This window comes from Falsiroseomonas oryziterrae (assembly GCF_021864505.1).
Taxonomy (GTDB): domain Bacteria; phylum Pseudomonadota; class Alphaproteobacteria; order Acetobacterales; family Acetobacteraceae; genus Falsiroseomonas; species Falsiroseomonas oryziterrae.
This window is the reverse complement of sequence record NZ_JAKJIB010000101.1, coordinates 1-11,978: the sequence shown is the minus strand read 5'-3', so window position 1 is coordinate 11,978 and position 11,978 is coordinate 1. Positions and strand designations below refer to the sequence as shown.

The following is an 11,978-nucleotide window of genomic DNA, read 5'->3' as shown; positions in this document are numbered from 1 at the left end:
TCGGCCGCTGGCGCGCCGCGCCCGTCGGCCTCGCCGCGCTCGGCCTCCTCGTGGTGGCGCTCGGCCTGCTGCTGCGCCCGGCCCCGCCGCCGAACGTCACGCCGACTGCCGCGCTCGATGCGGCGCTGGCGGCCGGCGCGCAGGGGCGGGTGTTCAACGCGCATGACTACGGCGGCTACCTGATCTGGCGCGGCATCCCGACCTTCATCGACGGCCGGAACGACCAGCTCTTCCATCGCGGCTTCGCCACCGAGCTCTACGCCGCGGAACGCGGCCCGGACGATGCGGCCTTCCAGGCCCTGCTCGACCGCCACGAGATCGCCTGGGCGCTCGTGCCCTCCGGCTCGGCGGCGGCCCAAAAACTGTCGCGTGCAGCGGGCTGGCGGCGCGTGCATGCCGACGCAGTCGCGACAGTCTTCCTGCGCATGCCCTGAGCTGCGTTGCTCAGCCCGCTCCCGCCTCCAGCACGCGGCCGAACAGCGCAACTGCCTGGACCAGCTCCTCCGTCGGCACGCATTCCTGCGGCGTATGCGCCATCGCGACGTCGCCTGGCCCGAGGATCAGGCAGGGCGCAAGCCGGTTAAGCTCGCAGGCGTCAGTGCCGTAGGGTGCCGTGCGCGGCGCCTCGCCGGTCAGCCCGACGCCGAGCGCGACCAGCGGATGGTCGGCCGGCAGCTCCGGCGGCGGGCCTTCCCATTGCTCCTGCAGCTCGATCCCCGCGTGCCGCGCCGCCTCCCGCACTGCGCCCGCCACGACCATGGGGTCGATGCGCGCGCTGTAGCGGTACTTGATGTGCGCGGTCGCGCGTGCCGGCGTCACGTTCAGCGCCGTGCCGTGATTGTCGAGGATCAGGTTGAAGTCGGAGACCGGCGGGTCGTAGCCGGGATCCTGCAGCGCCGGATCTTCGCGCAGCCGCGCCTGGATGCGCGCCATCGCGTCCAGGAAGGGCAGCAGCGCCCAGTTCGCGTTCACGCCCTTGCCCGTCGAGGAATGCGCCTGCACGCCGCGCGCCGTCGCGGTGAAGCCGATGTGGCTGCGGTGGCCGCGCACCGGCGCCAGCGACGTCGGCTCCGCCACGATGATGCCGGCGAGGCCGAGCGAGCGGGCGAGCGCGCTGTCGGTGGCGACGAGCCGCGCGCCCTGCTTCGTGGTCTCCTCGTCGGCGGTGATCAGAAGCGTCACCGGGACATGCGCGGCCGCGGCGCGCGCAGCGACGATCATCGCCGCGACCTGCCCCTTCATGTCGACGCTTCCGAGGCCGTGCAGCAGGCCCGCCGAATCGAGCCGCGGCGTCCAGGGATCGCTCTCCCATCCCGTCGCGGGCACCGTGTCCATGTGCCCCGAGAGCGCATGGCCCCCGCGCGGCCCGCGATGCGCGACCAGCGCGCGCTTCGCCACGCCAGCCGAGTCGCGGTAGTCGATGCGCTCCAGCTCGAAGCCGGACAGTTCGGCCTCGATCCGCTCGGCGATCGTCACGTTCGAGACGAAGCTCCGGCTGTCGATCGCGATGAGGTCGGCGGCGAGGCGCAGCACGGGATGGGACGGGTCGACCATGCGCCGGACACTCGCCGGCGCAGCCTGTCCCGGCAAGCACCGCGTGCGTGAAATCAACCGGTTGGGATGCCGTCGCCGTTGCCCGCCGCACGGCGCTCGGTCACAACTTCGGACCGATGCAGAGCTACCTGGATCCCCGCAGCGGACGGACCTGGCCGCTCGACGTGCCGCGCTGGTGCGGCGACGCGCGCGAGCCGCTGCTGCTCACCGCGCGCCGCGCGCCTGCGCGCGACGAGATCGCCTCCTCCACCCGGTCGATCTGGCGCTACGCCGCCGCGCTGCCCTTCGCGCCCCGCGCCCCGATCGCGATGGGCGAGGGCTGCACGCCGCTGGTCGAGCGTGCGCTGGCCGGCGGGACCGCGCTCATGAAGTGCGAATGGTTCATGCCGACCGGCAGCTTCAAGGATCGCGGCGCGTCGGTCATGCTCTCGCTGCTGCGTGAGCAGGGCATCGCGCATGTGCTCGAGGATTCCTCGGGCAACGGCGGCGCGGCGGTCAGCGCCTATGCGGCAGCCGGCGGGATGCGCGCGACGATCTTCGTCCCCGCCTCCACCAGCCCCGCCAAGACGGTGCAGTCGCGCGCCGCCGGCGCGGCGATCGAGTTGATCCCCGGCTCGCGCCAGGACTGCGCCGATGCCGCGCTCGCGAAGTCGGCGGAGATCTTCTACGCCAGCCACAACTGGCACCCCTTCTTCCTCGAGGGCACCAAGACGCTGGCCTACGAGCTGTGGGAGGATCTCGGCCGAGCGCCCGACAACGTGATCGTGCCCTGCGGCGCGGGCTCGAACGTGCTCGGCCTCTGGATCGGCTTCGGCGAGTTGCTGCGCGCCGGCCATGTCGCAAGGCTGCCGCGCATCTTCGCCGCGCAGCCCGCCAATTGCGGGCCGATCGCGCGCGCCGCGCTCGGCCTGCCGCAGGTCGCGGCGCAACCGACCATCGCGGAGGGCACCGCCATCGCACAGCCGCTGCGCCTGCCCGAATGCCTCCAGGCCCTGCGGGAGAGCGAGGGCGGCGCCGTGCTGCTCGACGAGGCGGAGATCGCGGAGGCTGCGCTCGCCCTTGCGCGCGGCGGGCTCTATGTCGAGCCGACCTGCGCGCAGGCAGCCGCCGCCTTCTCGAAGCTGCGGGCGGGCGGGCGCATCGCGGCGCGCGAGACGACGGTCGTCGTGCTGACCGGCACGGGGCTGAAGTCGACGCCGCGCTACGCGCAGATGCTGGGACTCGCCCTGTGACCGGCCTGCTCGACCTGCCGACGCCCTGTCTCCTGCTGGACCTCCAGATCCTGCGCCGCAACGTGGCACGGATGGCAGAGGCGGTGGCGCGGCATCCCGGCGTGGTGCTGCGCCCGCACATGAAGACGGCGAAGAGCGCGCAGGTCGCCGATCTTGCGGCACCCGGCAAGGGGCCGATCACCGTCAGCACCCTGGCCGAGGCGCGCTACTTCGCCGATCACGGCTTCCGCGACCAGATCTACGCGGTCGGCATCGTGCCGTCGAAGCTCGACGCCATCGCCGCGATGAATGCGGAAGGTGCCGAGGTGAAGATCATCACCGACGACCTCGAGACGGCGGTCGAGATCGCGCGGCACGCCGGCCCGCTCGAGGCGCTGATCGAGGTCGACGTGGGCGAGGGCCGCGCCGGCGTGCCGCCGAGTTCGGACCTGCTTCTCGCCATTGCGGCCGTGCTAGGGCGTCGCCTCGCCGGCGTGATCTCGCACTCCGGCCATTCCTATGCCGGTCGCAGCGTCGGGGAGATGGCGGCCATCGCGGAGGCGGAGCGTGCCGGCGTGGTCGCCGCGGCCGAGCGGCTGCGCGGCGCCTGGCACGGCGTGCGGATCGTCTCGGCGGGCGCCTCGCCCACCGCGCTCTACGCGCCACGGCTCGACGGCGTCACGGAGGTGCGCGCCGGCGTCTACATGTTCGGCGACCTGATGCAGGCGCAGCTCGCGACGCATCCGCTGGACGACATCGCGGTGACGGTGCTCGCCTCGGTCATCGGCCGCTACCCGCAGCGCAACGCGGTGCTGCTGGACGCCGGGGCTCTCGCGCTCTCGAAGGACCGGAGCACGGAGGCGGCGCCGCGTGACTGGAAGTTCGGCCGCGTCCTCGACCTCGAGGGGCGCCCGACATTCGGCGATGCGGTCGTCACCCGCGTGCACCAGGAACATGGCGAGGTCCGCGCCGCCGAAGGCTCGCTGCCGCTGGCGCGCCTGCCGGTGGGGTCCCGGGTGCGCATCGCGCCCAACCACGCCTGCCTGACCGCTGCGGCGCATCCGCACTACCACGTGCTGGAGGAGGGTCGCCTCGTGGCGACCTGGGAGCGCGTGAACTACTGGTAATGCGGCGGAGACGCCGTCGTTCCGGGCTGGCATCTATGCTGCTGCGCAGCACGAGGCCCCGATGTCCGCCCCCTCTCGCCGTGCCCTGCTCGCCCTGCCGCTGCTGTTGTCCCCCGCCATCGGGCGTGCCGGGCCGACTGTCATCCCGCCCTTCCAGGAGTGGGTCGGACGCACCGCATCGCTGCGCGGCGATGCGGGGACGGCGCGATTGCTGCTGGCGGCCGACGGCGGCGGCCTGCTGTCGGTGAGGCTCTTCGTCTTCTGCCGCGCCCTGCCGGTCCGCGCCTGGCGGATCGAGGAGGACGGCATGGCGATGCGGTACAGCCGCGTCTCGGCCCTGGATTCGCGCCGCATCATCGAGGGCGAGGCGCATATCCTGCCTGCCGAGCGCCAGCTGCTCTGGATCGAGGCGGCGCGCTGTTCGTGAGCCTGGACCCGAATAGCCCTGACCGTGGCCACCCGCGGTGCTCACGGCCAGGACGATCGGGGGCTAGCGGCGGTCCGGATAATCGCGCGCGGGCCGCCCGCGATAGGGCGGCAGCGACCAGCCGCGCTGGATGGCGGCGGCGCGGATGACGAAGCCGGTGGCGATCCCGGCCACCACGGCGACGTCGCGCGGCAACGGCGCGAGGCGCAGCGCGACATAGGTGAGAGCCGCTGCGGCCGCGGCGGTGATGTAGATCTCCCGCCGGAGGATCAGCGGCATCTCGGCGCAGATCACGTCGCGCAGGATGCCGCCGCCGACGCCCGTGATGACGCCGAGCGTCACCGCCGCCCAGGCATCCGCGCCGGCGAGCAGCGCGATCTCGGTCCCGACCACGGCGTAGAGCGCGAGCCCGACGGCATCGGCCCAGAGCAGCGCCTTGAAGCGGCTCTCCACCAGATGCGCGGTGAAGAAGACGAGCAGCGCCGACCCGGCGGCGACGGCGATCAGTTCCGGCCGGTCCAGCCAGAAGACGGGCACCCGGCCGAGCAGCAGGTCGCGCAGCGTGCCGCCGCCGAAGCCGGTGACGACGGCGATCAGTACGAAGCCCACGGCGTCCATCTGCTTCCGGCTTGCCACCAGCGCGCCGGATGCGGCGAAGACCGCGATGCCGACGAAGTCGAGCCAGCGGAGGGCGGTGTCGAGCGGCTCCAAATGCTACTCCGCCGGCACCGGGCCGGGCCGGGCCTGGCGCGCTGCGCGTGCAGCCGCCCCTTGGGCGCTGCCCATGCAGAGCAGCGAGAGCAGCAGCAGGCCGGCTGCGGCCGGCAGCACCATCCAGGCCAGGCCGAGGTCGATCAGCCAGCCGAAGGGCACCGGCGTGATCGCGCCGCCGAGCGGCAGGCCGGAGGAGACGAAGCCGAAGACCTTGCCCATCTGCCCGGGTGGCACCGCTTCCTTGAGCATGACGTCGCGCGGCGTGCGCGAGGCGCCGAGGGCAAGCCCCGCGAGGCAGGCCACCACCGGCAGCAGGATCTCGGGCATGGGCACGAGCCCGAGCGCAAGCAGCAGCGCCGCCGCGGCGACCGTGAGCCCGACGATGAAGGCCAGGTGGTTTCGGTAGCGGTCCGCGAACCAGCCGCCCACCAGCACGCCGCCGGTCGCGCCCGCCATGTAGCCGGTGAGCGCGAGCGAGGCGACGGCGACCGGCGTGCCCCAGAGCTTGCCGAGCACGGTGATCACGAAGGCCTGGATCGCCGTGCCCGCCATCGCGGAGAGCAGGAAGAAGCCGAAGAAGAGCAGGATGGGGCGCGAGAGCAGCAACTCCCGTCCCGTCATCGCCGCCTCCTGCTTCCGCGGTCGCCCCTGGTCCTGGAGGATCCGGCTCTGCCACAGGATAGCCAGCGCCACCGGCGCGCCGAGCAGGCCGAGGATCGCCAGCGCCGACCGCCAGTCCATCACCAGCAGCAGCGCGGCGACCACCGGCGGGCCGAAGGCGAAGCCGAGATTCCCGGTGAAGGTGTGCAGGGCGAAGGCGCGGCCGATGCGCGCCTTGTCGATGGAGGCGCCGAGGATCGCGTAGTCGGCCGGGTGGATCACCGAATTGCCGACGCCGGACAGCACGGCCAGCAGCAGGATCGCCCAGTAGCCGGGGGCGGCAGCCATCGCGGCGATGGACAGTCCCATGAGCAGGACACCGCCGACCAGGAAGGGCCGCGCGCCGTAGCGGTCCACGAGGAAGCCCACAGGCGTCTGCAACGCGGCCGTCACGGCGCTCATCAGCGCGACCGCCAGGCCGAGCTCGGCGTAGGACACGCCGAATTCCTCTCGCCACACCAGGAACAGCGGCGGCAGGCAGAGCATGTAGAAATGGCTGAGGAAGTGGCCGGTTCCGATCAGCGCGATGATGCGCGCGTCGCGCGACGCGCCACCGAAGGGGCTTTGCGACGTCGGTGCGGGCGGGGCTTCGGCCATGCCGGAGCAGGCTCCTGGGGGCAGGTGGGCAAGCTGCGCCGGGGTGGGGCGCCGGTCAATGCGCGGCTGTGGGACCCTCCCATGCGGCTGCAAGACACTGAAACAGCCCATGAATCCGGCTTGCGTTTGCGGCCTGCTCCGACGGGGCTACATGAGCCGCGCAAGCCGGGCGAGGAGAGCAACCATGTGCGGCATCGTCGGGGTGATCGGCCGCGAGCAGGCGGCACCGCTGCTGCTCGACGCGCTGCGGCGCCTGGAATACCGCGGCTACGACAGCGCGGGGATCGCGACGCTGCTCGACGGCGGCATCGCGCGCCGCCGGGCCGAGGGCAAGCTCGGCAATCTCGCTGCCGTGCTGGAGGCGGAACCGCTGCCGGGCACCACCGGCGTCGGCCACACGCGCTGGGCGACGCATGGCGCGCCGACCGAGCGCAACGCCCACCCGCACGCGACCGCCCGCGTCGCCGTCGTGCACAACGGGATCATCGAGAACCACGCCGAGCTGCGCTCCGAGCTGGAAGCCAAGGGCGCACGCTTCGAGACCGAGACCGACACCGAGACCTTCGTCCGCCTGCTGGACAGCCTGCTTGCGGAGGGGATGGAGCCCATACCGGCCTTCGCCGCGGCGCTGAAGCGCGTGCACGGCGCCTTCGCGCTGGGCGCCGTCTTCGCCGGCCATCCGCGCCTGCTGCTCGGCGCGCGACAGGGCGCGCCGCTCGCGGTGGGCTTCGGCGAGGGCGAAATGTTCCTCGGCTCCGACGCGCTGGCGCTGGCGCCGCTCACGCGCCGCATCGCCTATCTCGAGGAAGGCGACTGGGTCGCGCTCACCGACGACGCTGCGCGCTTCTTCGATGCCGCCGACACGCCGGTGGAGCGGCCCGTGGTGCAGACCGCCGTCTCCGGCGCGGTGGTCGGCAAGGGCAACTACCGGCACTTCATGGAGAAGGAGCTGCACGAGCACCCGGCGGTGCTCGGCGACACGCTGCGCCAGTATCTCGACCCGAAGACGCTGGCGGTGCGGCTGCCGCGCCTGCCTTTCGATCCTGCCACTGTGTCGCGCCTGACGATGACGGCCTGCGGCAGCGCCTTCCTTGCCGCGCATGTCGGGCGCTACTGGATCGAGAAGCTGGCGCGCATCCCCGTGGACGCCGATGTCGCGAGCGAGCTGCGCTACCGCGATCCCCCGCTCGCCGAAGGCGGCGCGGCGATCCTCGTCTCGCAGTCGGGCGAGACGGCGGACACCATGGCTGCGCTCAAGCTGCTGAAGGAGGGCGGGCAGAAGATCCTCTCCATCGTCAACGTGCCGGAGAGCACCATGGCGCGGGCGTCCGACGCCGCGCTGCTGACCGTCGCGGGACCCGAGATCGGGGTCGCCTCCACCAAGGCCTTCACGGCACAGCTCGCGGTGCTGGCCTGCCTTGCCGTCGGCTTCGGCCGCGCGCGCGGCCAGCTCGACGCGACCGACGAGGCGCGGCTGACCCATGCGCTGCTGCAGGTGCCGTCGCATGCGGCCGAGATCCTCGAGAAAGACGCGCAGATCCGGGCGCTGGCTGCGGAGGTCGCGAAGGCCCGCGACGTGCTGTTCCTCGGCCGCGGTGCGCTCTACCCGATCGCGCTCGAAGGCGCGCTGAAGCTGAAGGAGATCAGCTACATCCATGCCGAGGGCTACGCGGCCGGCGAGATGAAGCACGGGCCCATCGCGCTGATCGACAAGGAGGTCCCGGTCATCGCGCTGTGCCCTTCGGGCCCGCTCTTCGAGAAGACGGCGAGCAACCTGCAGGAGGCGGCGGCGCGCGGCGGGCGCGTGATGGCCTTCACGGACGCCGAGGGTGCGGCGCCGCTGCGCCGCTTCGCCGAGCACGTGATCGAGCTGCCGACGGTCGGCGCCTTCTCCGCGCCGATCCTGCACGCCATCCCGGTGCAGCTGCTGGCCTATCACGTCGCGGTGCTCAAGGGCACCGACGTCGACCAGCCGCGCAACCTGGCGAAGAGCGTCACGGTCGAGTAGGCGCGGGCCGGCGCCCTCAGCCGGCGAGCAGCCCGACCGCGTCCACCACCTGCTTGCCCTCGAAGAGGCGGGGATCGAGGCCGCGGAAGGGCGTGTGCGCGACGAGCACGGCGACCACGTCGGAGGTCAGTACGGCTTCCGCCGCGTCGCGCAGCACCACGTTGGGCAGCGCCGCGAGCGGGGGCGGCAGGCCGCGCAGGAAGGGATCGGCGACCGTCACCTCGCGGCCGTCGCGCGCGAGGTCCTGCACGATGCCGAGCGCCGGGCTCTCGCGCAGGTCGTCGGCATCCGGCTTGTAGGCAAGGCCGAGGCAGGCGATGCGCGGAACCTCGAAGCGCGCGGCGGCGTCGCGGATGCGCCGCAGGACACGCGGCGGAACGGCGCCGTTGACCTCGCGCGCCGTGCGGATCAGCCGGGCCTCCTCCGGCGCGCCATGCACGAGGAACCAGGGATCCACCGCGATGCAGTGGCCGCCCACCCCCGCGCCGGGCGCCAGGATCGAGACGCGCGGGTGGCGGTTGGCGAGCGCGATGGCGGTCCAGGGCTCCACGCCGAAGCGGCCGCAGATCGCCGCCAGCTCGTTGGCGAAGGCGATGTTGACGTCGCGATACGCGTTCTCGGCGAGCTTCACGAGCTCCGCCGTCCGGCAATCGGTCAGCGCGATGCGGCCGCGCACCATGTCACAATAGAGATCGGCCGCACGATGCGCGCAGCCCGCGCCGAGGCCGCCCACCACCCGGTCGTTCTGCGTGAGTTCCTGCAGCGCGCGGCCGGGAATCACGCGTTCCGGGCAGTGCGCGAGATGGATGCTGCCCGGCCGCGCGGCCGCGCCCGGCTTCGGCACGACGAGGTCGGGGCGCGCCGCCGCGATGCGTGCGGCGAGCTGCTCCGTCGTGCCTACCGGCACGGTGCTTTCCAGTATCAACGTGTTGCCGGCGCGCAGCAGCGGCAGCACCGCATCCACCGCCGCCTCGACGCAGGAGAGGTCGGGGCGATGCTCCTCCGCGAAGGGCGTCGGCACGGCGATGATGTGGTACTCGGCCGGCACCGGGCGCGCTGCCGCGCGCAGCCGTCCGCTTGCGACACCGCGCGCCACGAGCTCGTCGAGACCGGGCTCGTGGAAGGCGGCACGGCCCGCATTCACGGCCCGGACGACGTTGCCCGCGATGTCGCAGCCGGTGACGTCGTGCCCGGCCTCGGCCAGCAACGCCGCGGTCGGCAGGCCGATGGTGCCGAGGCCGTGGACGCAGACCCGGAAGCTCACCGCGCGGCCACCTGTTCAAGGACCCCTTGGGGAATGCGCGGCAACCAGGGCGGCATCGCGCGCGGCGCGGGCGCCTGTTCCTCCGTCCAGGCCTCGATCGCATCGGCGATGCGCCGTGCGGCCGTGCCGTCGCCGAAGGGGAAGGCATGCCGTGCCATCGCGCGATAGGCGGCACGATCGTCGAGCAGCGCCTCGACCTCCGCGAGGATGCGGCGCGGGTCGGTGCCGACGAGCCGCACGACCCCGGTCGCGACGGCTTCCGGCCGTTCGGTCACGTCGCGCAGCACGAGGACAGGCTTGGCGAGCGCCGGTCCTTCCTCCTGCAGGCCGCCGCTGTCGGTCAGCAGCAGGGTCGAACGGCACATCAGCCAGACCATCTCCCGATAGCCAAGCGGATCGAGGAGGTGGATGCCGGGACGCTGCGCGAGACGTCGGCGCACGGGTCCTCGCACCAGCGGGTTGCGGTGGAGCGGCCAGACGATCTCGACATCGCCGCGCGCGGCGAGGGCCCGGACGGCGTCGCATATTCCCTCCAGGCCTTCGCCGAGGGTCTCGCGCCGGTGCGCGGTGACCATCACCACGCGCTTGCGCGGGTCGAGCCCCGGCACCAGCGCCTCCGACGCATCGGCGCTCGAGGCGAGCCGCGCCGCGACGTTCAGCAGCGCATCGATGCCGGTGTTGCCGGTCACGTGGATGCGGGCGGCGGCGTTGTACTCGCTCCGCAGGTTCCGGGCGGCGTCGTCGGTCGCGGCGAAACGCAGCGTCGCCAGCGCATCGACGGCGACGCGGTTCAACTCCTCCGGGAAGGGACGGGCGAGGTCCCGGCTCCGCTGCCCGGCCTCGACATGGCCGACCGGGATGCGGAGGTGGAAGGCGGCCAGCGCGGCGGCGAGTGCCGTGGTGGTGTCGCCATGTACCAGCACCAGCGGCGGCTTCTCGCGCTGCAGCACCGCCGCGACGCCGAGCAGGATGCGGGCGAGGAGATCGGGCAACTCCTGGCCCTGCGCCATGAGGTCCAGATCCTCGTCGCAGCGTTCCCCGAAGGCGGCCAGCGCCTGGTCCAGCATCTCGCGGTGCTGGCCAGTCGAGAGTGCGAAGGGGGCGAGACCGCGGCGGCGCAACTCGCCGAGTACCGGGAGCATCTTGATCGCCTCGGGCCGCGTGCCGAAGACGAGCATCACGCGGCCCGAGGGGCCGGGCGTCTGCATGGCCAGTCTGCCTTCGCTCAACGGAGCAGGATCATTCCCCGCTCGCGCCAAGGGTGTTTGATGCCATCCCGATATTCAACCGTAAATTACCGTGAAACGGCGCGCCCTCAGCCGTTCAGGCTCTCACGGATGAAGCCGACGAGCGGCTCGACCACCTGGTGCCGCCCGGCGGGATCGCCGAACACGGCCATCTCCACCATGCCAAGCTCGGGAAGCCCGGGCACCTCGACGAGTCCCGGCGGAAAGCCGGAGCGGCCGAGCACGGTCAGCGCGAAGCCGGCCTGCGCCGCGGCCGCGAGACCGAGGAGGCTGTCGCAGGTGAACACCGCCTCGAAGCCGAGGCCGGCACGGGCGAGAGCGGCAAGCGCGCGCTCGCGGAACAGGCAGCCCTCCGGCAGCAGCGCGAGCGGCAGCGGGCGGTCGGCGGGCGGCGTCCAGTCCGGTGCAGCCGCCCAGACCACCTGCTCGGTCCAGATCGGCGTTCCCGCCGTCTCGCCGTCGCGCCGCTTGCCAAGCACGAGGTCGAGGTGCCCCGCCGCCTGCTTCGCGCGCAACTCGTGCGACCGGCCGACCTCCACCTCCAGCGTCACCTCGGGGTAGGTGCGGGCGAAGCGGGCGAGGATCGGTGCGAGGCTGCGTGGCACGAAGTGGTCGGCGACGCCGAGGCGCAGCCGTCCGGCGACCGGCGGCGCCGCAAGACGCCGCACCGCCTCGTCATTGAGCGCGAGCAGGCGGCGGGCGTAGCCGAGCAGCATCTCGCCTTCGCGCGTCGGCGTGACGCTGCGCGTCGTGCGCTCGAGCAGCGGGCGGCGGACGATCTCCTCCAGCCGCTTGATGCGCAGGCTGACGGCGGATTGCGTCAGCCCGAGCGCCTCGCCGGCCGCGGTGAAGCCGCGCGTCTCCGCCACCAGCACGAAGCAGCGGAGAAGGTCGAGGTCGAGGTCGGGCAGGCGCATCGCCGCGCAGTTGGCGCGCAAGATGCCGCCGGATCAAGCGGCGGGCGGGAACACCGCGCACAATGCTGCGACGCCCAGGCAAGCCGGCGGTGCTATGGTGCCGCGGTGCGTGCCGCGTCCCCGCCGCCTCCCGTCGCCGCTCCGAAGGCCGCCCTGGCGCGCGGCGCCGCCCTGTTCGCGCTCTGGCTCGTGCTCGCCGGGCCGGATCCGCTCGGCCTGGGCTTCGGGCTGCTGGCCGCGGCGCTCGGCCCC

The 11,978-nt window shown here is 72.9% G+C and carries 11 protein-coding genes; 5 read left to right on the top strand and 6 right to left on the bottom strand.

Annotated elements, in window-relative coordinates:
* Window positions 1–434: hypothetical protein (locus L2I40_RS10535; RefSeq protein ID WP_237214863.1), on the top strand; the 434-nt coding region annotated here is incomplete at its 5' end.
* 10 nt (window positions 435–444) lie between these two features.
* Here L2I40_RS10535 and L2I40_RS10530 read toward each other — a convergent pair.
* Window positions 445–1,554 (bottom strand): M20/M25/M40 family metallo-hydrolase, encoded by a 1,110-nt coding sequence (locus L2I40_RS10530; protein WP_237214862.1) that lies wholly within the window; start codon window positions 1,552–1,554, stop codon window positions 445–447.
* Between the two features lie 47 nt (window positions 1,555–1,601).
* Between L2I40_RS10530 and L2I40_RS10525 the strand changes: the two genes are divergently transcribed.
* The 3 genes from L2I40_RS10525 (at window position 1,602) to L2I40_RS10515 (ending at window position 4,319) form a co-directional block, all read left to right on the top strand.
* Window positions 1,602–2,786, top strand: coding sequence for a threonine synthase (locus L2I40_RS10525; RefSeq protein WP_237214861.1), 1,185 nt, complete (start codon window positions 1,602–1,604; stop codon window positions 2,784–2,786).
* Window positions 2,783–3,892 (top strand): alanine racemase, encoded by a 1,110-nt coding sequence (locus L2I40_RS10520; RefSeq protein WP_237214860.1) that lies wholly within the window; start codon window positions 2,783–2,785, stop codon window positions 3,890–3,892. Before L2I40_RS10525 ends, L2I40_RS10520 begins: the two co-directional genes overlap by 4 nt.
* A 61-nt stretch (window positions 3,893–3,953) precedes the next feature.
* Window positions 3,954–4,319 carry a hypothetical protein gene (locus tag L2I40_RS10515; protein WP_237214859.1) on the top strand — a complete coding sequence of 122 codons (366 nt, stop codon included), beginning with the start codon at window positions 3,954–3,956 and terminating at the stop codon, window positions 4,317–4,319.
* Between the two features lie 63 nt (window positions 4,320–4,382).
* On the opposite strand, the gene L2I40_RS10510 is transcribed toward L2I40_RS10515, so the two are convergent.
* Window positions 4,383–5,030 (bottom strand): trimeric intracellular cation channel family protein, encoded by a 648-nt coding sequence (locus tag L2I40_RS10510; protein WP_237214858.1) that lies wholly within the window; start codon window positions 5,028–5,030, stop codon window positions 4,383–4,385.
* 3 nt (window positions 5,031–5,033) lie between these two features.
* The gene (locus L2I40_RS10505; RefSeq protein WP_237214857.1) at window positions 5,034–6,290 is read right to left on the bottom strand and encodes an MFS transporter; all 1,257 of its coding nucleotides are present in this window, start codon (window positions 6,288–6,290) and stop codon (window positions 5,034–5,036) included.
* 184 nt (window positions 6,291–6,474) lie between these two features.
* On the opposite strand from L2I40_RS10505, the gene glmS reads away from it, so the two are divergent.
* A complete protein-coding gene (gene glmS / locus L2I40_RS10500) occupies window positions 6,475–8,298 on the top strand; it encodes a glutamine--fructose-6-phosphate transaminase (isomerizing) (protein WP_237214856.1) in 1,824 nt (607 codons plus the stop codon).
* A gap of 16 nt (window positions 8,299–8,314) precedes the next feature.
* Here the strand turns inward: glmS and wecC are convergent, their stop codons facing one another.
* From wecC to L2I40_RS10485, 3 genes are all read right to left on the bottom strand, one after another.
* On the bottom strand, window positions 8,315–9,562 hold the full coding sequence (gene wecC / locus L2I40_RS10495) for a UDP-N-acetyl-D-mannosamine dehydrogenase (RefSeq protein ID WP_237214855.1): 1,248 nt from the start codon (window positions 9,560–9,562) through the stop codon (window positions 8,315–8,317).
* Window positions 9,559–10,770 carry a non-hydrolyzing UDP-N-acetylglucosamine 2-epimerase gene (wecB, locus tag L2I40_RS10490; RefSeq protein ID WP_237214854.1) on the bottom strand — a complete coding sequence of 404 codons (1,212 nt, stop codon included), beginning with the start codon at window positions 10,768–10,770 and terminating at the stop codon, window positions 9,559–9,561. The genes wecC and wecB overlap by 4 nt, the downstream gene beginning before the upstream one ends.
* 107 nt (window positions 10,771–10,877) lie before the next feature.
* Window positions 10,878–11,747 carry a LysR family transcriptional regulator gene (locus tag L2I40_RS10485; protein WP_237214853.1) on the bottom strand — a complete coding sequence of 290 codons (870 nt, stop codon included), beginning with the start codon at window positions 11,745–11,747 and terminating at the stop codon, window positions 10,878–10,880.
* Window positions 11,748–11,978: the final 231 nt, after the last annotated feature.

What these genes read in the sequence shown, in the direction of transcription:
- L2I40_RS10530 (WP_237214862.1), bottom strand. Translation starts at nt 1,554, where the DNA reads ATGGTCGACCCGTCCCATCCCGTGCTGCGCCTCGCCGCCGACCTCATC.
- L2I40_RS10515 (WP_237214859.1), top strand. Translation starts at nt 3,954, where the DNA reads ATGTCCGCCCCCTCTCGCCGTGCCCTGCTCGCCCTGCCGCTGCTGTTG.
- L2I40_RS10505 (WP_237214857.1), bottom strand. Translation starts at nt 6,290, where the DNA reads ATGGCCGAAGCCCCGCCCGCACCGACGTCGCAAAGCCCCTTCGGTGGC.
- glmS (WP_237214856.1), top strand. Translation starts at nt 6,475, where the DNA reads ATGTGCGGCATCGTCGGGGTGATCGGCCGCGAGCAGGCGGCACCGCTG.
- wecB (WP_237214854.1), bottom strand. Translation starts at nt 10,770, where the DNA reads ATGCAGACGCCCGGCCCCTCGGGCCGCGTGATGCTCGTCTTCGGCACG.